Source organism: Enterobacter cloacae (assembly GCF_013375935.1).
In the GTDB taxonomy this organism is placed as follows: Bacteria; Pseudomonadota; Gammaproteobacteria; order Enterobacterales; family Enterobacteriaceae; genus Enterobacter; species Enterobacter pasteurii.
Map to the genome: position 1 here is coordinate 2,898,759 of NZ_CP056117.1, position 19,817 is coordinate 2,918,575.

Consider the following 19,817-nt stretch of genomic DNA (forward strand, 5'->3'; position numbering starts at 1 on the left):
TGTAGCAACATAGAGCTAAATTTTACTGACAACAGACAGTTACCGTCATCATGCGATTTAATATCCCTACGTTGCTCACTCTTTTTCGCGTTGTGCTCATTCCGTTCTTTGTACTGGCATTTTATCTGCCGGTGGTGTGGGCACCGTTTGCCTGTGCGCTGATTTTCCTGATCGCCGCCGTGACGGACTGGTTCGACGGCTATCTGGCGCGTCGCTGGAATCAGAGTACCCGATTCGGCGCGTTCCTCGATCCGGTTGCGGATAAAGTGATGGTGGCAATCGCGATGGTGCTGGTGGCGGAACATTATCATACCTGGTGGGTTACGCTGCCTGCGGCGACCATGATTGGCCGTGAGATTATTATCTCTGCCCTGCGCGAGTGGATGGCGGAGCTGGGTAAACGCAGCAGCGTGGCGGTGTCCTGGATCGGTAAAGTCAAAACCACCGCACAGATGGCGGCGCTGGTGTGGATGCTGTGGCGTCCGAATGCCTGGGTTGAGTGGGCAGGTATCGGCCTGCTGTGGGTCGCGGCGGTGCTGACGCTGTGGTCAATGCTGCAATATTTGAACGCCGCGCGCGGAGATTTGCTTGAACAGTGATCGTTTCGCCTTAATTTTCAGCAAACGATCCTGAGATGCAAAAAATATCGTTGACTCAAAACGACATATCAGTAGAATGCAACGCATCGAACGGCGGCACAGTCAGCCGGACGATAATGAAATCAAGCGGTTAGATAACTCTTGATGACATGCGGGAATAGCTCAGTTGGTAGAGCACGACCTTGCCAAGGTCGGGGTCGCGAGTTCGAGTCTCGTTTCCCGCTCCAGTTTAAATACATCGGCATTTGCGGGTGTAGGTCGAAAGACAGCAGATTTAAGGCGCGTTAGCAAAGCGGTTATGTAGCGGATTGCAAATCCGTCTAGTCCGGTTCGACTCCGGAACGCGCCTCCACTTTCTTCCCTGGCCGGATGGTGGAATCGGTAGACACAAGGGATTTAAAATCCCTCGGCGTTCGCGCTGTGTGGGTTCAAGTCCCACTCCGGCTACCATGGGAAAAGTAGAATAAAATCAATGATAAGCAGTGTCGTATAAACCACCTACGGGTGGTTTTTTTATGCTCGAAATCTTCTGTTTCATAATATCACTTCATAATATTTTATTGACCACCAACGACCGGAAAGACAGCAATTTTGCGATCATACCGTGCTGTTTGCTCCACGTTTTTATGTCCTGAGATAGCCTGTTTCTCATAGATGTTCCCTTGTAGGTCTGAGATACCTTTCGCTTTCAGGTCATGAAATGTGAAGACAAAACTCAAATGTGGGTATTTGATCCACGCTTCTTCTTTGGCTTTTCTCCATCGACTGTTGAAGCCAACCCTAGTGTATTTGTGCCCGGTGGGTTGATGAAGAATAAACAGGCTACTCATCCCTTCATTGAGGAGCAGGGCTTTAGCAAGTTCAATTGCTGCCTTTAACCGGTCTGACCATGCTTTAATCTGTGCTACTGCTGTTTTGCTCTGCTTAATCAATATTCCTTCAGCCATAAACTGGCTTCTCTTCATCTCAAGCACATCGTTTTGACGTGCGCAGCACAGATAGGCCAGTTCCATAGCTACACGCACGACATCAGGCGAAACGCTATATAAGGCGTTGTACTCTTCGTTCGTGATATAGCGATCCCGGCCAGTCTCTTTAAATTGCTTACGCCTTTTATAGGGTTGCCCTTGGCATAACCTGTACATGACGATATCGGTCTGGGTATTCCCTGAGACTGATATTTCTGATGTGTCTCTCGAACTGATAGCCGCTATTAAGCAGGGCTATCTCACGGTTAAAGCTGCTGGCGTATGGGCCGGTGATGTTGAAACTCCCTCTGTAGAAACACCATCTGAGGGAACTAAATTCTTTGGGTTTGATATGGATAACGAATATATCGGCGGTTTTGGTATCGGCGTATGGGGAGTATTACTCTGATGGCTATAAACGATTTTAAATCTTTTGCTGTTGGTGCTGGCGCCAATGTTATGTCTAAGGCCGGCTGGATCGCATTGACCGCACTGGCGACAGGGTTTCAGGCTGGAAAGGCATCAAGTGCCCAAGTAAATAAAGCACTGCGTCAAAGCAGTGTTATCGCATCGATGATTGCCCAATTCACAGCTGACTTTACAGGTCAGGATGTTCTAGATAATGGTAATTTGTCCACATTACATGCCGCTTTTGGTAATTCTGTTAGCGGTAGGCTCGCTAAGGTGCTGACCTTCACTTCTTTCGGAACGTATACCCCGACAACTGGCACAAAAAAGATTCGTGTGCCTGCCGTTGGCGGAGAAGGTTGTGGTGGAGGTGTTCCGTCATCTTCCAGCGCAACGCAGACAATTACAATGGGTGGTGAATGCGTCGTTTATGCCTAAATTATTCTGACGCTCTCTTCCTCATCTCCAATGTCGGTGGTTATTGGTGCTAGTGGTGGCGGTGCAGCAGCAGTATTAGGCGGAACATTGATGGCGGATAGTAACGGATCATCTGGCGTTATGATTATTGAGGAATATGTCTGATGAATTATGCTTTGGTAGTAGACAATTTGGTTATGAATATTGTCCTGTGGGATGGGGTGTCAGAGATTGAACAGAATGAAGGTAAATGGGTGGCATGTGCTCCACAAGTTGGCATCGGATGGAACTATCAAAAAAGGAAATTTATCAAGCCGTCAGATCCTGTCCTGACGCAAGAGGAGCAAATAGAACTTGCCAATGAGCAAAAGCGTGAGCTTATAGCGTCAATAGTCGCTCATATCCAAAGCAATATGTGGAACACAAAGTTGTCGCTTGGCAGGCTTTCAGAAGAGGAGAAAGCTAGTTTTAACGCCTATCTTGATTACATAGATGCGCTGATTGAGGTAGATACTTCGTCTGCTACCGATGTCGATTGCCGATGGCACCAGAAGCGTAAATTTGATCGAATGTTCTCCATGCCTATAGTTGCAAAACATACTGATTGGTTTATATAGCTGATCGTGGCTGTTATTATAAAATTAATATTTCATCTTAGATAGAATTGATATTGGTGATGGTGTGGGAGGGTTATTTAGCAACAGTTAGCATGGCTAACTTCAGTGGTGAGTAATTATATAAATGAACAGTTAAATATTGAGTGTGAAACTATAATTACTTAACCCGCGACCTTAATATTAGGTCGCGGAGGTTAAGTTATCCCGTAAAAATACTAGTGATTACTTTCGATGTGCGTTTGTTTTTAATGCGCTTGGTTATTAAACCTACAAGACTTGACTGTAAGAATACAAAAAATAATGCAAGTGTGTAAGTTGTAAAGAAACCAATCACGAAGTTTAAGCTAAATTTATGGCACATTAAAATGAATGGTATGTGCCATAAGTAAATCCATATGGAGTTTTCCGAAATGAACTTGATATACTTCCACGTAAAGGTGTTTTGCAAGTGTATCGTAATAATATCAGAATAAAAATATATAAGTGAGCACATGAAAAAGGCATAGTATAAATAGTAAATGCCGGCTGGGTATTTATCGAATTGGGTAGGAGTAAAAGAATTTGTGACTAAATAATAATGTAGTACCAATGCCGTAAACACTGAGCCTGTAAGAATTATTAATTGTAAAGTTTGTCTTTTACTCAAACATATTATTTTATAACCAATTAAAAAACATAGCAAATATGGTAAGATGTTTGAAATATAAGAACCAATGAGGAGCATTTTATTCATTTCATCAAGAGTTTTATAAAACTCTTTGAATTGACTATTAATAACTACAGCGGCAGTGAATAAAATAAGTGAAAAAGATAAGTTTGCGTTAAGCAATCTCTTTGGTAAGAATATAGCAATTGACGAAATTATAAAGAATAGTCTTATCACCCAAACAAACCCCAGCCCACTAGATAAAGTAAATGAGGTTATTATATGACCTTGAGGATAAGTGAAGTTTTTAATGTTAAATATCAAGGCAATACACTCGTTTATTGCGAAGAAAAAGACAAAGAAAATCCAAGTTGGTAAAACTAAACGGCGAAATCGAGAGCTTATATATTTTATTTTGCTGCTATGGCGATGTTCGGTTACACAAAAGGACATTCCCATAACCATAAACATTAAAGGAACATCAAAGTTTCGCAGTTGAGCTAGCCATAATGGAGGCTGGACATGGGCTAAAATGATTAAAGAAATCCCGAGAAATCTTAAAAAATCTATTTTATCAATACGCATCACTTCGTCCATTAGATTTTATAGGACAACGATTATACATTAGTATTGAGCGGCTATGACACCATTGCTTTTAGGTATGAGCTCTGTTGTAAGAGGAGAGCCCAAGAGTTTTGCCTTGGTTTGTTATAGCTTACGGTGCCAATTTATGATGTGAGAGTATCGACACTGTATCGCAAATTCCCGGTAGGCAGTGGTTAGAAACGATGCAGGCCGCCGGTGATTGTTGAGACTGGCAGCCTGAAAATTTTTACAGCCCAACCTGGCAAACTGATGGGAACTCAGAAACCAGCCACATATCGGCCTCTTCAAACATATCCTCCAGCATGCGATTCAGCTTCTCCCGATCGCTTTTGCTGGCATCGTTATTCAAGCCGTTCGCCTGCATCGGGTTCACCTTCACTTCGGTATCAGGGAAAATCTGGTGCACTCGCTTCGTCAGCTCTGCCAGAATAATCACTCTGGCCCCTTCAAGCCCTCTACTTTGCGTTTGTCATAAACCAATTTTACGAACATATCTCACCTTTTAGTCGATGTATTTAATGGAAGGATGCTTAATGCCAGCATCTATGTAATCGACGGCTTTTTTTAGTTCATCCAGGAGATTTTCAGCTTGTCTACGGAACAAGCAGATCGTTTGATCAATGAATTGCACCGACGGCCATGATGGGACAGAAGCCATAGTGTCTGTGAATTGGCGTGTAACAGAACATGTTCAGTGAGCGCGCAGTAACTGATAGCAAAATCAGTTAACTGAGGCATTGCTCCTGCATTCAACTCTTTTGCTGTTGCCATAAAACAATCCTTTTTTGCTGTATGCATACACAGTAAATCGGATCTGAGATATGGTTAATGGATACGTAATATTGTCTATTCACTTATTGTAAATAACTGAATGATAAAGATGGTGCTAATAATTAATGTTATGAAGAAATGCGCTATCTCACTGATATAATGAAATAAAGCGCACGAATTAAAATCCCTCGGCGTTCGCGCTGTGTGGGTTCAAGTCCCACTCCGGCTACCATGGGAAACAAAGAATAATCAAAGCAATAAGCAGTGTCGTGAAACCACCGAAAGGTGGTTTTTTTGTGCCTGTCATTCCGCTTCTCAGCATCCTCCCTCTCTGGCTTTAGCGATCCTTTTGCAGCGTAATTAAACAGATACGCATTATGCTATCTTAAGACGGGCGCCTTTTACGGTCTGTAGATGTTCAGGCCTGCGACCCGATTCCCGATGCCATCACCTCATTTTAAGGGCCGCTATGTCTTTACCGCCACTGTATGCACTGCGTGCGTTTGAAGTTGCTGCGCGACTGAACTCCTTCAGCAAAGCCGCTGAAACGCTCAATATTACGCCGGGCGCGGTCAGCAGACACGTCCGCACCCTTGAACTGTGGTTCGACTGCGAGCTTTTTAAAAGACAGGGCCCCCGGGTGGAGGTCACCGAGGCCGGGCGAGTGCTGGCCGGGCAGCTGAACGAGAGCTTCACGAGCATTGAGTGGGCCTGCCGGGCATTTCGCAGTGAAAATCATCTGCTGCGGCTAAAAGCGCCCAGCACCCTGACCATGAGATGGCTTCTCGACGTGTTGCGATCCTTTCGGAACAGCCATGCAAAGCCACAGGTTGAGATTGCCAGCGTCTGGATGGACATTGATACCGTTGATTTCAACCTTGAGCCATACGACTGCGCCATCCTGCTCGGTAACGGCCATTTCGGTGAGACGGCGGAAAGCCAGCTGCTTTTTAGTGAATGACTTATCCCGGTTTGCACCCCCTCGCTTATCGAACCGGCCCGGCAGCGGCTTGCGCAATGCGATTTGATCCATCCCTCACCGGACAGAAGGGACTGGAGGCGCTGGCTGCGAAGAACGGGGCTGTACCCGGGGCTCGATATGAGCAGCGGCATGGTGTTTGATACCCTTGAACAGGGAAGTATTGCCGCCATGAACGGTCACGGTATCGCGATCGCCGACCTGCGCCTTACGCTCGACGCCCTGAAAAGCGGCCTGCTCGGCCTGCCCTTCAGGGAAGCTATCGCGACGGGAGATGGCTACTACCTCGTCTGGCCAAAAAATTCGCTCAAAAGAGACAGCATCCAGCATCTTCTGGCCTGGCTGCAAAACCACGCCCCGGTCGTCCCGGCTCTGGATATCGTTTGTCTGGAATACGATGAAGGCCGGGTTTAATAGTGCCGTTATGAGTAAGTAATGTTCGCCATCTTTTTATAACGTTCCGGCAAAGCGCCGTTCAGGCTGAGCACCTTATCCAGAATATCAAAAGCAGGGGTGTTTTCCTGCTGCCCGGCGTCGAGGATTGCCGCGCGTAAAATCGTGGCGGCAGACGAAACCCTGTGAAAATAGTCTTCGGACTCGGGCGTCTGTAGTTCGCCTGAAGCGGCGTAACGCACCTGTGGCCAGCCAGAGAAGTCGAGCAGGGGAAGAGGCTTTCCCGCTTCAGGCAGAGAGGCCGAAAGCAGCGCAGCCGCCTGTTTAGGATCGCGATGGGCGGCACAAAGCATATACACGCGCTGCGAAAACGGTGACAGGGCCTCAGAGTGAGGTTTCGTCGCCATAAGCTTGGCCATAAAATCCTGTAAATCACCGGCTGAACGGGCGTCAGGCGGTAAGTCGAACTTCATTAACTGAAATAACGCATCAAGTGTCATGTTTGCCCCGGATCCTCTTATCATTATTATTCAGCGCGCGGCTGAACGTTTATCGACCCGCGCAACGGCGGGTCGTGATGATGATATTTGAATGCGGTCGCCTCAGAAAAACGATTAATAATGGAAATCACTGTGAGTTTTACTCACGCTGGCCTCTGCGCTTCACGCCCCTCCAAGATAGGCTTTCCTTACCTCCGGATCGTTCAGCAGCGCTTCGCCGCTGCCGCTTAAGCGGATCTGCCCGTTAACCATCACATAGCCGCGGTCGGACAACTTCAGGGCATGGTGCGCGTTCTGCTCCACGAGAAAAATCGTCATCCCGTTACGGGCCAGCTCGCGCAGCGTCTGGAAAATTTGTTTAACCACGATGGGCGCGAGGCCGAGGCTGGGTTCATCCAGCAGCAGAAGTTTGGGGCGGCTCATTAACGCGCGGGCGATAGCCAGCATCTGCTGTTCTCCCCCGGAGAGCGTCATCGCCCGCTGGTTGCGCCGCTCTTTGAGGCGGGGAAACAGGTCAAACATGCTCTGCATATCTGCCGCTGCGTGCTGGTTGCCGATGGGAATCGTCCCCATCAGCAAATTCTCTTCCACAGACATATCGGGGAAAACGCGTCGCCCTTCAGGCGCCTGAGCAATGCCGCCGGTAGCGACGAAGTGGGTGGATTTATGGCTGATATCCTCGCCGCAGAAGACGATCTGCCCGCTGCGAATGCGGGGCTGGCCAAAGACAGACATCAGCAGGGTCGATTTCCCCGCACCGTTAGCGCCAATCAAGGCCACGGTCTCTCCTTCGTTAACCTCAAGCGAGACCTGCCTGAGCGCCTGGATCGCGCCATAGAAAACGTCCACATTGTGAAACTGAAGCATCGGTTCGCTCACGGGCTGACCTCGCTTTCGTCGGTACCCAAATAGGCGGCAATGACGCTGTCATTGTGCTGGATCGCGTCTGGCGTACCTCTGGCAATAACGTCGCCGTGATCGAGCACGATGATGTCATCCGAAATCTCCATCACCATCCCCATGTCATGCTCAATCAGCAGCACCGTAATGCCGTGGTGGTCGCGCAGGAAGCGAACGATTTCGCTCAGCTTGTGCGTCTCAACCGGGTTCAGCCCGGCGGCGGGTTCATCGAGACAAATCATCTCCGGGCCGGTACACATGGCTCGGGCGATTTCGAGGCGCCGCTGCTGGCCGTAGGACATTTCACCGGCAAGCCGGTTCGCGCAGTCCACCAGATCCACCGCCTCCAGCCAGTAAAACGCCCGGTCCAGCGCATCGCTTTCCGCCCGACGATATGCCCGGGTATTCAGCACCCCCGCAAGCAGGCTGCGGTTGACGCGCATATGCTGCGCCACCAGCAGGTTTTCCACTACCGACATCTCGCGAAACAGGCGGATGTTCTGAAAGGTGCGGGCAAGACCCGCGCGGTTGACCAGATGCGTGCCGCCGAACATTTTATAGAACAGTCGCTGGCCGAGCTGCGTCGGGTTGAGCCAGTCGCCGGGCTGGAACTTCTGGCCAAGCACCTGGATGACGTTGGTGGTTTTATCACGCGCATTGAATATTATGTTGCCACCGGAAGCGCGGTAGAAACCGGTCAGGCAGTTAAAGACGGTCGTTTTTCCCGCGCCGTTAGGCCCAATCAGGGCGGTAATCGACCCGCGCTGCACCTCAAGGTTGACGTCGTTTAGGGCCCTGATGCCACCGAAATGCATCATCAGATGCTCTACGCGCAAAATTGTTGCGTTCATGGTGCGACTCCTTTACGCACGGCAAACCCGCTGCGGTTGATGCGGATCAGGCCGCGAGGACGCCAGATCATCATGACCACCATCAGCATGCCGAACAGCAGCACGCGGTATTCCGCAAAGCTGCGCAGCAGCTCCGGCGTGACGGTAAGCACGAAGGCTGCCAGAACGACGCCCACGGTAGAGCCCATCCCGCCCAGAACCACGATTGCGAGAATCAGAGCCGATTCGAAAAAGGTGAACGAGGTGGGGTTAACAAAACCCTGGTAGGTGGCAAAAAATACGCCGGCGATACCCGCCGTCGACGCGCCGAGGGTAAACGCCGAAAGCTTCACCAGGACGTGATTAAGCCCCATTGAGCGGCAGGCAATTTCATCTTCACGGAGCGCCTCCCACGCCCGGCCAACCGGCATACGCGTCAGCCGGTGCTTAATGTACAGCACCAGCACGACCACCAGAAACAGCACCGCATAGATGAAGATAAACTTCATGTTGGGGTTATAGGTCAGGCCGAAGAACTCGTGGAAGGGCACGCCGCCTTCCTTAGCGCGTCGACCAAACTCCAGGCCCAAAAAGGTCGGGGCGGGGGCTGAAACGCCGTTAGGCCCGCCGGTGAAGGTCAGCCAGTTGTTCAGCACCAGGCGGATAATCTCGCCAAACCCGAGCGTGACGATGGCCAGGTAATCCCCATGCATGCGCAGCACCGGAAAGCCGAGCAGGGCGCCCGCGCCCGCGGCTATCAGCGCCGCCAGCGGCAGCATGCTCCAGAACCCTAAGCCAAGATACTGATACCCAAGCGCCAGGCCGTAGGCCCCAATGGCGTAAAAGGCGACGTAGCCCAGATCCAACAGCCCCGCCAGCCCGACAACAATGTTCAGCCCAAGGCCGAGCAGAACGTAGATCAGCCCGAGAATGGCGACCGTCAGGACGTACTTGGTGGCAACAAACGGGAAGCAAATCGCCAGCGTGACGATCAGCGGCAGGATCCAGCGCATGCGGCTCTTGTACCCCGGCGGCCGGACGTACACCCCCGCGCTGTCAGATTCAAACCGTGCCTGTAGTCGTCTTCCGGCAGCCGTACCGGAAAAAGCGCTGAGCAAAAAGCGTCCCAGCATCACGGAGCCCGTCATCCACGCCAGACGTTGGCCGTCAAAGGTAAAGCTATAGCCATCCAGTATCACGCCCGCAATCGGGCCGAAAATAATCAGCGCGATCGTTCCGGAAAAAATCGCGTCCAGAATGCAGCGCTTCAGGGAAAATCCGTCAGATGTCATCGCGTTGTTCCTTACACTTTAGCCACGACGGGGCGGCCCAGCAGCCCCTGAGGACGGAAGATCAGAATCAAGACCAGCAGGCCAAACGAGAACACGTCCTTGTAGTCCGAGTTCACCAGCCCGGAGAATTGTGCTTCGGCGATCCCCAGGATCAGCCCGCCGAGCATCGCGCCAGGCAACGAGCCGATGCCGCCAAGCACCGCCGCCGTGAATGCCTTAATGCCGATGACGAACCCGACGTAAAAATCGAAGGTGCCGTAATTCATGGTGATCAGCACGCCCGCCAGCCCGGCCATGGCGGCGCCAATAACAAACACCAGCGAAATAATCCTGTCGGTGTTGATGCCCAGGATAGAGGCCATTTTGCGATCCTGCTGCACCGCGCGGCACATCCGCCCCAGGCGGGTACGGCTGATAATCCAGGTCAGGACCAGCATGCCCGCGAACGAGGCAATGAGGATAAAGACCTTGGTATAGGTTATCTGGACAAACCCTTCGCCCAGGTGGAAGCGCAGCACGCCGTCCAGCATGGTAGGTACGCCCTGCTGCCGCGGGCCCTGGCTGAGCTGGACGTAGTTTTGCAGGATCAGCGACATCCCGATGGCCGAGATCAGCGGAGCCAGGCGGGTCGAGTTGCGCAGGGGCTTATAGGCGATGCGCTCAATAGTCCAGCCGTAAACCCCGGTGACCACGATGGTGAATACCAGCGTCCCGAGGATCAGCAGCGGAAATGACTGGAGTCCAAAAAACGCCAGCAGGGCAAGGCCAATGGCCGAGAGATAGGCGGAAATCATATACACTTCGCCGTGGGCGAAATTGATCATGCCGATAATGCCGTACACCATGGTGTAGCCGATAGCGATAAGGCCATAGACCGAACCCAGCGTCAGGCCGTTAATTAACTGCTGAAGGAAGAAAGTACTCATCGTTGCGCACCTGAATGAGGGGTTACGCCGACGGGCAACCCCGCCGGCGTCGAGCAGATTCCGTCCCGTTACGGCACTTCTTTATATTTGCCTTTGTCGTCCCACTGGTACACCACATAGTCAGACACCCTGAGATCGCCTTTGCTGTCCCAGGCTTTTTTACCCATAACCGTGTCGACGGAATTGGCCTTCAGCCACTCGCTGGCTTTCGCAGAATCCGTACCTTTGGTGGCCTTAAACGCCGCCGCGATAGCCTGCACCGAAGCGTAGGCGTAGAGCGTATAGCCTTCAGGTTCAAATTTACCGGCGCGGAATTTCTCGATAACGGCCTTCCCGTCCGGGATCAGGCGGGGATCTTTGCCGAAGGTCATATAGATGCCGTTGGTATATTGCGCACCGCCGGCGGCGGTCACCATCTCCTCGTTGACGATGCAGTCACCGGAGAAGAACTTCGCCTGTACGCCCTGTTCACGCATCTGGCGAACCAGCGGGCCCGCTTCCGGGTGGCAGCCGCCGAAGAACACCACGTCCGGTTTCTGCGCGCCAATTTTGGTCACCAGCGCGTTAAAGTCTTTTTCCCCGCGCGATAGCCCTTCGTACATCACATCCTTGACGCCGCGTTTCGCCAGCGCCGCTTTGGTGGCGTCCGCCAGCCCCTGACCATAGGTGTCTTTATCGTGGATAATGACCACCCGTTTAGCGTTCAGCTTATCAATAATAAAATCGCTGGCGACCTGGCCCTGCTGGTCGTCGCGGCCGCACATGCGGAACATATCGCTCATGCCGCGCTCGGTAATCAGCGGGTTAGTCGAGCCGGGGGTGATGGATAATATTCCTGCATCGCTATACACCTCGGAGGCGGGCATGGTCGACGAGGAGCAGAAGTGGCCGACCACCGCGTTGACCTTGTCCTGATCGACCAGGCGGTTGGCAACGGCGACCGCCTGTTTAGGCTCACAGGCGTCATCGCCCTGAACCAGCCTGATTTTCTCACCGTTGATCCCGCCTGCGGCGTTAATGTCTTCCGCCGCCTGCGTGGCGCCGTGCCAGTACTGATCGCCATAGGTTGCGTTCGGGCCGGTGAACGGCCCGGCCACGCCAATCACAATATCAGCCCGCGCGGAAAAGGCCGTCACCAGGCAGCCAGCCAGCACAAGGGAAAGGGACGTTTTGGTAAATTTAAGCGACATTATTATGTTCCTTAGCAAAGAGGTTTTTGCACCAGGTATAAACCCGAACGCCTGATGGCATCGTTAATCCAAAAACAAGAGCGAGAACAAAATGCACGTTAGAAGCAATCTCCTGCTTAATACGGCGAGGATCCTACGCACCGCGAAGCGCGCAGAACATTAAGCAAAAAGGTTGCCAGAATGGTTAATCCCTTGACCGGGTCACTGCATGTTGAGTATAGAGTGCCGTTTTATGCGCCTTTGCGGGATGACGTGAAATTACAGCGGAGATCACATCTCCTTAACAACAAAGCCCATAAGTTGTGCAAGGGTCACGAATTGCACGTTTATGCAGCAATAAAGACCTAAACTTCAGATAGGCACGCGCGGCGATATATGTCAGGATCGTTTTTTTTATCAGGAGTATCAGCAATGGCTGAAGGCCCATTAAATGAAAGCGAGATGGCGTGGCTGGAAGAGACATTAATGTCTTACGGTCACGACGATGCATCCGTGATTGACGTGTCCGAACTGGACGGCATGCTTACCGCAGTACTTTCCGGTCCCGTTGTGGTGGAGCCCGACACCTGGCTGGTGGCGGTCTGGGGCGGTGAGAAGTTTATTCCGCGCTGGAAAAACGACCGTGAGATGAACCGCTTTATCGATCTTTGCTTTAAGCATATGAACGATATTGCCGAGCGTCTGAGCGAATACCCGGACCAGTTTGAGCCGCTGTTTGGCTATAACGACGTTGACGGCCAGAGTTATACCGTGGTGGAAGAGTGGTGCTATGGCTATATGCGCGGCGTGGCGCTGACGGACTGGTCATCCCTGCCGGAATCGCTACAGGCCGATCTGGCCGTGATTGCGCTGCACGGTACGGAAGAGAACAGCGAGAAGCTGGATGCGCTGACCGAAGAGGAGTACATGGCCAGCATTGAGAGTATCCAGCCTGCGGCGCTGCGTTTGTATAACTACTGGGTGGCTAACCCGCAGCAGCCCGAAGCGAAGCAACCGATCGTGAACGGGGCAAAGGTGGGTCGTAACGATCCGTGCCCGTGCGGCAGCGGGAAGAAGTTCAAAAGCTGCTGTCTGCACTGATAAAAAGGGGCTAATAATAGCCCCTTATTCTTATCCCACTTCCGGCAGCATCCCCGCTGCAATCAATATCTGCACCAGAATAATCGCTACTCCGCAGCTAAACACCAGGCACAGCAGCGGCTTACCTCCCGCCACGCGATACCCTTGCTGCGGATGCTGCTGGCGGCTTTTCCAGGCCAGCAGGGAAGGCAGGAGCAGGGCCAGAACCGATAACGCCACGCCGGCATATCCCAGCGCCATCACAAAGCCGCGCGGGTAAAAAAGCGCGAAGGCCAGCGGCGGCAGGAAGGTCATTGCTCCCGTCTGTAAACGGCCGGCAGCGGTATTGCGGCGCTGGAGCAGGTCCGCCATGTAGTCAAACAGGCCGAGCGCCACCCCGAGGAAGGAGGTAGCCAGCGCCAGATCCGCAAACAGATGCACCGCCAGCTCTACGTGCGTAGAAGCCACCACGTTGCGCAGGGCAACCAGGAAACCGTTCAGCCCGGAGTGCTCCGCCATCAGGCCAACAAAGGTTGTGGAGTCAATGCTGCCCAGCGTTACCAGCTGCCAGAAAAGGTACGCAATCAGCGGTATGGCGCTGCCGATGATAAACACGCGGCGCAGCTTGCGGATATCGCCGTTCATATAGCTGACGATGCTCGGTACGCTGCCGTGAAAACCGAACGAGGTGAAAATGACCGGGATCGCCGAAAGCGCCAGGCCTTTTTCCAGCGGCATGGCGAGCAGGTTGATCTTGTGGACGTGCGGCGCCAGCAGCACCAGCATCGCAGCCAGGAAGAGGATTTTGGCGCTGAACAAAAAGCGGTTAAAGAGATCGACCAGCGACGTTCCGGCGCAAACCACGCCGCCGCCAGTCAGCGTAAAGGCAATGGCGCCCGTCTCCGGCGAAATCGATGTCCCGAAGCCGTCATTGATGCTTGACGCAATCAGCTCTCCGGCGCCGCTAATATAGGCGGCAGTCAGCGCGTACATCAGGAACATCATGCTAAAACCGGCGATCCACTGCCCGTAGCGTCCAAGGTAGCGTGCCGCAAGCGAGCCTAAGCCGGTATCGGCGGGGACGTGCTGATAGACCTCCAGCAGCAGCAGCGCGGTGTAACACATCAGCGCCCACAGGCCGCCCAGCAGCAGTACGGTTACGCCAAACCCGACGCCCGCGGCAGCCAGCGGCATGGCCAACATTCCTGCGCCAATTGTCGTTCCGGCGACGATAAAAATACTTCCCAGAGTTCTGTTCTTCACGCTTTCCTCTACAACCCTTCGATACCGCAACCTATTCTGCGGCGCAGAGTAAGGGAAAAGCCCCATCTCGTCAAATCACCGTTACAAAGGGTGTAATGATTAATTTACAAAAAGAAAAGGGGAACCTGCGCCAGCGCAAGGCGTGTAGCTGAGGAAGCGTTTAGTCTGCCTTTTATTTGCGAGAGGTAACCATGTCAATTCACGGACACGATGTGCTTAATATGATGATTGAGTCGGGTGAACGCTATACGGAGCAAAGCCTGGTGGCGGCGATAGGTGCCCGCTTTGGTGAAGATGCGCGGTTCCATACCTGTTCGGCTTCGAATATGTCAGCGGCGGAGCTGGTGGCGTTTCTGGCGGCGCGGGGAAAATTTATTCCGGCAGAAGAGGGCTTTTCTACTCACGAAAGTAAAATATGCCGCCATTAAATAAAACGGTGCTGACGGGTCAGCACCGTTTTAACATTAATTCTGCGCGTCGAGGGTCGACAGCTCTTTATCAATAAAGTACAGACCTTCACCGGATTTACCCGCCAGAGATAATTTATCCAGGACGGATTTAAACAGTTTCTCTTCTTCGTGCTGTTCAGCAACATACCACTGAAGGAAATTAAAGGTTGGATAATCCTGGCTGGTCATCGCCGCATGAGCCAGTTCATTAATTTTTTGGGTGATCAGCTGTTCGTGCTCGTAGGTGGCGCGGAACAGTTCATCCAGAGAGCCGTATTCGGCAAAAGGCGATGCCACGTTGTCAATGCGCGGCAGGCTGCCGGTATCCGTAAGATAATCAAACAGACGCTGCATGTGCGTCATCTCTTCCTGGGCATGGCGACGCAGGAACGCGGCCGCACCTTCAAAGCTGTGATAGCTGCACCAGGCGCTCATCTGCTGGTAAAGGAGGGATGAAAAAAGCTCAAGGTTCATTTGCGCATTGAGCTTTTCAATCATTTCGGTTTTTAGCATGGTGCAGCTCCGGTTTATTATTTCTGGTTCACGATGAGCGACACTATAATTTGTTATTTAATTATTTGCAAAAAGTAAAATAAATATCTCTTTATTAAAAATACGAATGGGAATAACACGCATTGCCACTCTTTATATTAATTAATGAGAATTGTTTTTGTTCTTATTAAATAGGCTGCCAGCGCGGCTGGCAGCACCCGTTAATACCATGGGTTCTGGTTTACGGAGGTAACGGCATATCCCATGCATTTGTACTGAATGATCACGCTTTCGTTCAGACAGAGCGAGCCGCTGATGAGGGTACAGGTTTTTATCGGCTGTCCGTAGGCGGACGCGGTGGCATACCCCATGTTTTGACAGGCTTTGGCTGCCGTACCGTTATTCACATAGTCGTCAGACCAGGCGTTCTGAAGCAGCGCCTGACCGTAGTCGAGGCGCACAATCCCGTTCGGGGCGTCTACACTGCTTATCTCCGCCTGACGGTTAATGCTGCACCCCGCGAGCATCAGGATCGTTGCGGCCAGGATTACTCTTTTCATAGTTAACTCTGCGTGACGGGAAATACGCTATTGTAAGCCGATCCGCAGGCCGCAATGGGCGGAATAGCCGGAAGATCTCCCCTTACACTTCGCAACGAACCGGGCCAGCCCGCCAAACTGTGAGCGCATCTTTGTTTTTTAAAACAAGTTTTCACTTAATTTGAAAGTGTGTTTGTTTGATAGTAAGGTTAAGGTGAAAAGCTATCCACAGCGGGAACGCCCGCCATGCATTCAGGAGAGACAAGATGAAAATTGCACTGATGATGGAAAACAGCCAGGCCGCTAAAAATGCCATCATCCTTAATGAGCTGAAGGCCGTTGCCGATGAGAAAGGTTTCCCGGTCTATAACGTCGGTATGAGTGATGAAAACGATCACCACCTTACCTATATTCACCTTGGCATCATGGCGAGCATTCTGCTCAATTCAAAAGCCGTCGATTTTGTTGTGACCGGCTGCGGAACCGGGCAGGGCGCGCTGATGTCCCTGAACATTCATCCGGGTGTAATTTGCGGCTACTGCATCGATCCTGCTGACGCGTTCCTGTTCGCGCAAATCAACAACGGCAACGCGCTTTCCCTGCCGTTCGCGAAAGGCTTTGGCTGGGGCGCTGAACTGAACGTGCGCTTTATCTTCGAGAAAGCGTTTACCGGCCGCAATGGCGAAGGCTATCCACCAGAGCGTAAAGAGCCGCAGGTGCGCAACGCCGGTATTCTGAACCAGGTGAAAGCGGCGGTGGTGAAAGAAAACTATCTCGATACCCTGCGTGCCATCGATCCCGAGCTGGTTAAAACCGCCGTTTCGGGCCAGCGCTTCCAGCAGTGCTTCTTCGAGAACTGTCAGGACAAAGAGATTGAAGCTTTTGTCCGCGCCATTGTTGGCTGATTCCGCCTTGCCGGGCAGGGCTATACCTGCCCGGCATGCCGCATTACGTTTTTGAAGATACCGCGCTGCCCGCATCCCGTGCCAGGCGCAGCGTGTCATCCCTCCCTGCTGACGAATCAGCGATCGCCACTTCATCCCTTGTATTCCTTCCTGTTCAAAAAATTTTATAAGAATTTACTGGAATTTATAAACCCGTAACCTGCGGATTTATCGCTACTTTTTTTAACATGGCCGCCGCAATGTAGTCTTTTTTAGTGTGATGCGTGTCACAAAATGGTTGATTTTTGTGATGGTGGTCATATTATAAGCGTATCGACAATAACACCTGCATAACACGTTACTGGAGCAACACGATGAAACTGCGCAAAATCCTGAAAAGCATGTGGGCTAATTACTGCACAACTTTCAAAGACGTCCCACCGGGCGCGATGTTCTGATAAAAAAACCTGCTTCGGCAGGTTTTTTTACGTCTGCGTACGACGAGAGGGAGATGGAAGGGCCTCTGTTTTGCTACTATGGCGGCCTTTGAATAAGGAGAATCCCCATGTCACAAAACCTGAGCGCCGATCAGGAACTGGTATCTGACGTCGTCGCCTGCCAGCTGGTCATCAAACAGATCCTTGACGTAATTGACGTTATCGCGCCGGTAGAAGTACGCGAAAAGATGTCGACCCAGCTGAAAAACATCGATTTCACCAACCACCCCGCCGCGGCTGACCCGGTTACGCTTCGCGCAATCCAGAAAGCTATCGCCCTGATTGAGCTGCGCTTCACGCCGCAGGGTGAATCGCACTAGGTAAACCGAAATCAGACCCCCTTTCTGATTTTACGCCGAAGGGCGACAGAGCCTGTCGCCCGCAGAAAGATCAGAAGAACGTCTGCACCAGCAGGTAGCTCACCACGCAGGCGCAGCTCACGCCAATCAGCCCCGGCACGATAAAGCTGTGGTTGATGATGAATTTACCGATGCGGGTCGTGCCGGAACGATCGAATCCGATACACGCCAGATCGCTCGGATAGGTTGGCAGCACGAAGTAGCCGTACGACGCCGGGAAGAAGGCAACCAGCATTTTCGGGTCGATACCCAGCATCAATCCCATCGGGGCGACGGCGGTTAAGGCCGCAGCCTGGCTGTTGACCAGTTTTGAAACCAGAAACAGCACGATGGCGTACGTCCACGGATGACTTTTCACTATCCCCTCCAGCGCCATTTTCAGCTCGTCGAGATGCGCCTGGAAAAAGGTATCGCTCATCCACGCCACGCCGAACACCGAGAAGATCGCGACCATCCCCGCCTTAAACACCGCCCCGTTTGAAATCGCCGACGCATTTACCCTGCAGGTCATCAGCATTACGGCACCGGCAATCAGCATCATCATCTGTATGACAAGGTTCATCGACAGGGCGGTCATTTTGCCTTTGATTTCAAAGGCCGGACGCAGCGCTGGCAGCGCCCCCAGCAGCACCACTACGGCAATACCGGCGAAGAAGATCCACGTTGACCAGTAAGCCTGTTTCGGGAAGCGCTGATTCATCAGCGTCTCCGTTCCACCATAAATAAACTCCCGCTGTTTCGGATCGTTCAGCTTTTCCTGAAACTCCGGATCGTCTGCCAGATCTTTTCCGCGGCGTAAGCTCCACAGCGCGGCAATCGCAACCCCGGACAGCGAGGCCGGCACGGAGACGGCCAGAATTTCGAGGATCCCCCACCCGTGGCCAATACCGTGCTGCGCACCCAGAATGGAAACCAGCGACACGACGGCGACGGAGACGGGGGAGGCGGTGATGGCCATCTGAGACGCCACCGAGGCGACCGCCATTGGCCGCTCCGGGCGAATGCCCTTTTTTAGCGCGATATCCGCAATGATGGGAAACATGGTGTAGACGACGTGACCGGTTCCGCAGAGAAAGGTCAGCATCCAGGTGGTAAACGGCGCGAGAAGGGTGATGTGCTGCGGATGTTTACGCAGCAGGCGCTCCGCAAACTGCATCATCACATTCAGGCCTCCGGCGGTCTGGAGCGTGGCGGCACAGCCGATGACGGCAAGGATGGTGAGCATTACGTCCACCGGGGGTTTACCGGGCTGTAGCCCGAAGACAAAGCTCAAAATAAACAGGCCGATGCCGCTTATCAGCCCAAGCCCCATGCCGCCGAAGCGTGTGCCCGTCAGCAGGCAGAGGATAATGACAATAAACTCAATGGTGATCATGCTGCTCCCTCGTCAATGATTGTAATTAACAAATCATTACACGTTGTGTGGTTATTCATTGGGAGCGAGATCGGATTTGTTAAATGTCAGCAAAAGCAGGCAGTTGATACCCGCTTCCGGGCGGAAGCGGGCGAGACGGGCTTAGTGGTGTTGAACGGTGGCGAGGTCGAGAAGGTGGCGGTCCGTCTGCTCCAGACCAAGACCCGCACGTTTTGCATTGCGGATCTCATCTGCGAGCGTTTTCAGCAGCATGCCATCCTGCTGCTGCTCTTTATCCATATCACGTAAGAATTTGAGGGTTGCGATGTCCTGCTGCGCCATGGCTTCATCGGCCAGCTTGCTCAGCCTTGCACAGCGCTGCTCATACTCTTCCAGCGTTTTCTGGAACAGTTCTTCCAGTGAAGAGTAGTTATCTTCAATCGTTTCAAGCTCTTTGACGGTGGGATTTGCACCAAGCGCCTTCAAAAAGTTAAACACGCGCATCATATGCGTGACGTTACTTTGCGCCTGTGAACGAAAGAAGGTGGCAGTGCCGTTCAGGCTTTTTCTGGAACACCACGCGCTCAGGTGCAGATGCAGATTGGAAGCGTAAAACTCCAGGTTCATCTGGGCGTTGAGTTTTTGCATCATCGTTGGGGTAGTCATACTAATATCCTTATTGACTGTTGGACATGATGTCCGCTACTTAACCTGACCCGGCAGGTACTGACGACTGAATGGCAGAATAAATTTTCTGCAAGGTGTAAGCGTTCGAATATTCACTTCCTGTGTTCGATACGAATAAGCATACGCTTCTCTTTCGCTTAAGAAAACTCTTAATTGGGCTGTGTTTACCATACATTACAAAATTAAATATAG

Annotated in this window: 20 protein-coding genes, 3 tRNA genes and 4 pseudogenes; 13 read left to right on the forward strand and 14 right to left on the reverse strand. The window is 52.1% G+C overall.

The features are described from left to right. Positions 1 to 50: 50 nt before the first annotated feature. The 4 genes from pgsA to HWQ14_RS13575 all read left to right on the forward strand — a co-directional run bounded on the left by pgsA (position 51) and on the right by HWQ14_RS13575 (position 1,049). Positions 51 to 599: a CDP-diacylglycerol--glycerol-3-phosphate 3-phosphatidyltransferase gene (gene pgsA, locus HWQ14_RS13560; protein WP_003859652.1), complete on the forward strand. Its 549-nt coding sequence runs from the start codon at positions 51 to 53 to the stop codon at positions 597 to 599. Between the two features lie 151 nt (positions 600 to 750). Further along, positions 751 to 826 (forward strand) — tRNA-Gly (locus tag HWQ14_RS13565). 51 nt (positions 827 to 877) lie between these two features. After that, positions 878 to 951, forward strand: a tRNA-Cys gene (locus HWQ14_RS13570). 11 nt (positions 952 to 962) lie between these two features. Further along, a tRNA-Leu gene (locus tag HWQ14_RS13575) sits at positions 963 to 1,049 on the forward strand. A 107-nt stretch (positions 1,050 to 1,156) separates the two neighbouring features. Here HWQ14_RS13575 and HWQ14_RS13580 read toward each other — a convergent pair. After that, positions 1,157 to 1,737, reverse strand: a pseudogene (locus HWQ14_RS13580) (tyrosine-type recombinase/integrase); the annotation flags it as partial. On the opposite strand from HWQ14_RS13580, the pseudogene HWQ14_RS13585 reads away from it, so the two are divergent. From HWQ14_RS13585 to HWQ14_RS13595, 3 genes and pseudogenes are all read left to right on the forward strand, one after another. Continuing rightward, a pseudogene (locus tag HWQ14_RS13585) lies at positions 1,734 to 1,976 on the forward strand (DUF2612 domain-containing protein); the annotation flags it as partial. The pseudogenes HWQ14_RS13580 and HWQ14_RS13585 overlap by 4 nt on opposite strands. Continuing rightward, positions 1,976 to 2,413 (forward strand): hypothetical protein, encoded by a 438-nt coding sequence (locus HWQ14_RS23495; RefSeq protein WP_176610006.1) that lies wholly within the window; start codon positions 1,976 to 1,978, stop codon positions 2,411 to 2,413. The pseudogene HWQ14_RS13585 and the gene HWQ14_RS23495, both read left to right, overlap by 1 nt. A gap of 143 nt (positions 2,414 to 2,556) precedes the next feature. Further along, positions 2,557 to 3,009, forward strand: coding sequence for a tail fiber assembly protein (locus tag HWQ14_RS13595; RefSeq protein ID WP_176610007.1), 453 nt, complete (start codon positions 2,557 to 2,559; stop codon positions 3,007 to 3,009). A gap of 199 nt (positions 3,010 to 3,208) precedes the next feature. Here HWQ14_RS13595 and HWQ14_RS13600 read toward each other — a convergent pair whose 3' ends face one another. Both HWQ14_RS13600 and HWQ14_RS13605 read right to left on the reverse strand, forming a co-directional pair. Then, positions 3,209 to 4,240 carry an acyltransferase family protein gene (locus HWQ14_RS13600; RefSeq protein WP_176610008.1) on the reverse strand — a complete coding sequence of 344 codons (1,032 nt, stop codon included), beginning with the start codon at positions 4,238 to 4,240 and terminating at the stop codon, positions 3,209 to 3,211. Between the two features lie 247 nt (positions 4,241 to 4,487). Beyond that, positions 4,488 to 4,753: pseudogene (locus HWQ14_RS13605) on the reverse strand (DinI family protein). Between the two features lie 748 nt (positions 4,754 to 5,501). Between HWQ14_RS13605 and HWQ14_RS13610 the strand changes: the two are divergent. Further along, positions 5,502 to 6,425 (forward strand): annotated as a pseudogene (locus tag HWQ14_RS13610) (LysR substrate-binding domain-containing protein). 8 nt (positions 6,426 to 6,433) lie between these two features. On the opposite strand, the gene HWQ14_RS13615 reads toward HWQ14_RS13610, so the two are convergent. From HWQ14_RS13615 to HWQ14_RS13640, 6 genes are all read right to left on the reverse strand, one after another. Further along, positions 6,434 to 6,904: a hypothetical protein gene (locus HWQ14_RS13615; protein WP_176610009.1), complete on the reverse strand. Its 471-nt coding sequence runs from the start codon at positions 6,902 to 6,904 to the stop codon at positions 6,434 to 6,436. A 162-nt stretch (positions 6,905 to 7,066) separates the two neighbouring features. After that, positions 7,067 to 7,783 carry an ABC transporter ATP-binding protein gene (locus HWQ14_RS13620; protein WP_176610010.1) on the reverse strand — a complete coding sequence of 239 codons (717 nt, stop codon included), beginning with the start codon at positions 7,781 to 7,783 and terminating at the stop codon, positions 7,067 to 7,069. Continuing rightward, positions 7,780 to 8,655, reverse strand: a complete 876-nt coding sequence (locus HWQ14_RS13625; RefSeq protein ID WP_176610011.1) for an ABC transporter ATP-binding protein — start codon at positions 8,653 to 8,655, stop codon at positions 7,780 to 7,782. Before HWQ14_RS13625 ends, HWQ14_RS13620 begins: the two co-directional genes overlap by 4 nt. After that, a complete protein-coding gene (gene livM, locus HWQ14_RS13630; protein WP_176610012.1) occupies positions 8,652 to 9,926 on the reverse strand; it encodes a high-affinity branched-chain amino acid ABC transporter permease LivM in 1,275 nt (424 codons plus the stop codon). Before livM ends, HWQ14_RS13625 begins: the two co-directional genes overlap by 4 nt. An 11-nt stretch (positions 9,927 to 9,937) precedes the next feature. Continuing rightward, positions 9,938 to 10,852: an ABC transporter permease subunit gene (locus tag HWQ14_RS13635; RefSeq protein ID WP_176610013.1), complete on the reverse strand. Its 915-nt coding sequence runs from the start codon at positions 10,850 to 10,852 to the stop codon at positions 9,938 to 9,940. Positions 10,853 to 10,920: 68 nt separating this feature from the next. After that, complete coding sequence (locus tag HWQ14_RS13640; RefSeq protein ID WP_176610014.1) at positions 10,921 to 12,042, reverse strand: branched-chain amino acid ABC transporter substrate-binding protein; 1,122 nt, start codon at positions 12,040 to 12,042, stop codon at positions 10,921 to 10,923. Positions 12,043 to 12,453: 411 nt separating this feature from the next. Between HWQ14_RS13640 and HWQ14_RS13645 the strand changes: the two genes are divergently transcribed. Further along, positions 12,454 to 13,122, forward strand: coding sequence for a YecA family protein (locus HWQ14_RS13645; RefSeq protein ID WP_148418117.1), 669 nt, complete (start codon positions 12,454 to 12,456; stop codon positions 13,120 to 13,122). 30 nt (positions 13,123 to 13,152) lie between these two features. Here the strand turns inward: HWQ14_RS13645 and tyrP are convergent, their stop codons facing one another. Further along, positions 13,153 to 14,364 (reverse strand): tyrosine transporter TyrP, encoded by a 1,212-nt coding sequence (tyrP, locus tag HWQ14_RS13650; RefSeq protein ID WP_148418116.1) that lies wholly within the window; start codon positions 14,362 to 14,364, stop codon positions 13,153 to 13,155. Positions 14,365 to 14,555: 191 nt separating this feature from the next. Here tyrP and HWQ14_RS13655 point away from each other — a divergent pair, with 191 nt between their 5' ends. Then, on the forward strand, positions 14,556 to 14,792 hold the full coding sequence (locus tag HWQ14_RS13655; RefSeq protein ID WP_148418115.1) for a YecH family metal-binding protein: 237 nt from the start codon (positions 14,556 to 14,558) through the stop codon (positions 14,790 to 14,792). Between the two features lie 36 nt (positions 14,793 to 14,828). On the opposite strand, the gene ftnA is transcribed toward HWQ14_RS13655, so the two are convergent. Both ftnA and yecR read right to left on the reverse strand, forming a co-directional pair. After that, positions 14,829 to 15,326, reverse strand: coding sequence for a non-heme ferritin (gene ftnA / locus HWQ14_RS13660; protein ID WP_148418114.1), 498 nt, complete (start codon positions 15,324 to 15,326; stop codon positions 14,829 to 14,831). A 200-nt stretch (positions 15,327 to 15,526) separates the two neighbouring features. Continuing rightward, a complete protein-coding gene (gene yecR, locus HWQ14_RS13665) occupies positions 15,527 to 15,865 on the reverse strand; it encodes a YecR family lipoprotein (RefSeq protein WP_176610015.1) in 339 nt (112 codons plus the stop codon). A 245-nt stretch (positions 15,866 to 16,110) separates the two neighbouring features. Between yecR and HWQ14_RS13670 the strand changes: the two genes are divergently transcribed. The 3 genes from HWQ14_RS13670 to HWQ14_RS13680 all read left to right on the forward strand — a co-directional run bounded on the left by HWQ14_RS13670 (position 16,111) and on the right by HWQ14_RS13680 (position 17,545). Next, a complete protein-coding gene (locus HWQ14_RS13670; RefSeq protein WP_148418112.1) occupies positions 16,111 to 16,749 on the forward strand; it encodes an RpiB/LacA/LacB family sugar-phosphate isomerase in 639 nt (212 codons plus the stop codon). A gap of 353 nt (positions 16,750 to 17,102) precedes the next feature. After that, positions 17,103 to 17,186 carry a stress response protein AzuC gene (gene azuC / locus HWQ14_RS13675; protein WP_003859682.1) on the forward strand — a complete coding sequence of 28 codons (84 nt, stop codon included), beginning with the start codon at positions 17,103 to 17,105 and terminating at the stop codon, positions 17,184 to 17,186. A gap of 107 nt (positions 17,187 to 17,293) precedes the next feature. After that, complete coding sequence (locus HWQ14_RS13680) at positions 17,294 to 17,545, forward strand: DUF2766 family protein (RefSeq protein ID WP_003859683.1); 252 nt, start codon at positions 17,294 to 17,296, stop codon at positions 17,543 to 17,545. A gap of 70 nt (positions 17,546 to 17,615) precedes the next feature. Here HWQ14_RS13680 and HWQ14_RS13685 read toward each other — a convergent pair whose 3' ends face one another. Both HWQ14_RS13685 and HWQ14_RS13690 read right to left on the reverse strand, forming a co-directional pair. Beyond that, the gene (locus HWQ14_RS13685; protein WP_148418111.1) at positions 17,616 to 18,959 is read right to left on the reverse strand and encodes an anaerobic C4-dicarboxylate transporter; all 1,344 of its coding nucleotides are present in this window, start codon (positions 18,957 to 18,959) and stop codon (positions 17,616 to 17,618) included. 141 nt (positions 18,960 to 19,100) lie between these two features. Continuing rightward, positions 19,101 to 19,604, reverse strand: a complete 504-nt coding sequence (locus tag HWQ14_RS13690) for a non-heme ferritin-like protein (RefSeq protein WP_148418110.1) — start codon at positions 19,602 to 19,604, stop codon at positions 19,101 to 19,103. Between the last annotated feature and the right edge of the window lie 213 nt (positions 19,605 to 19,817).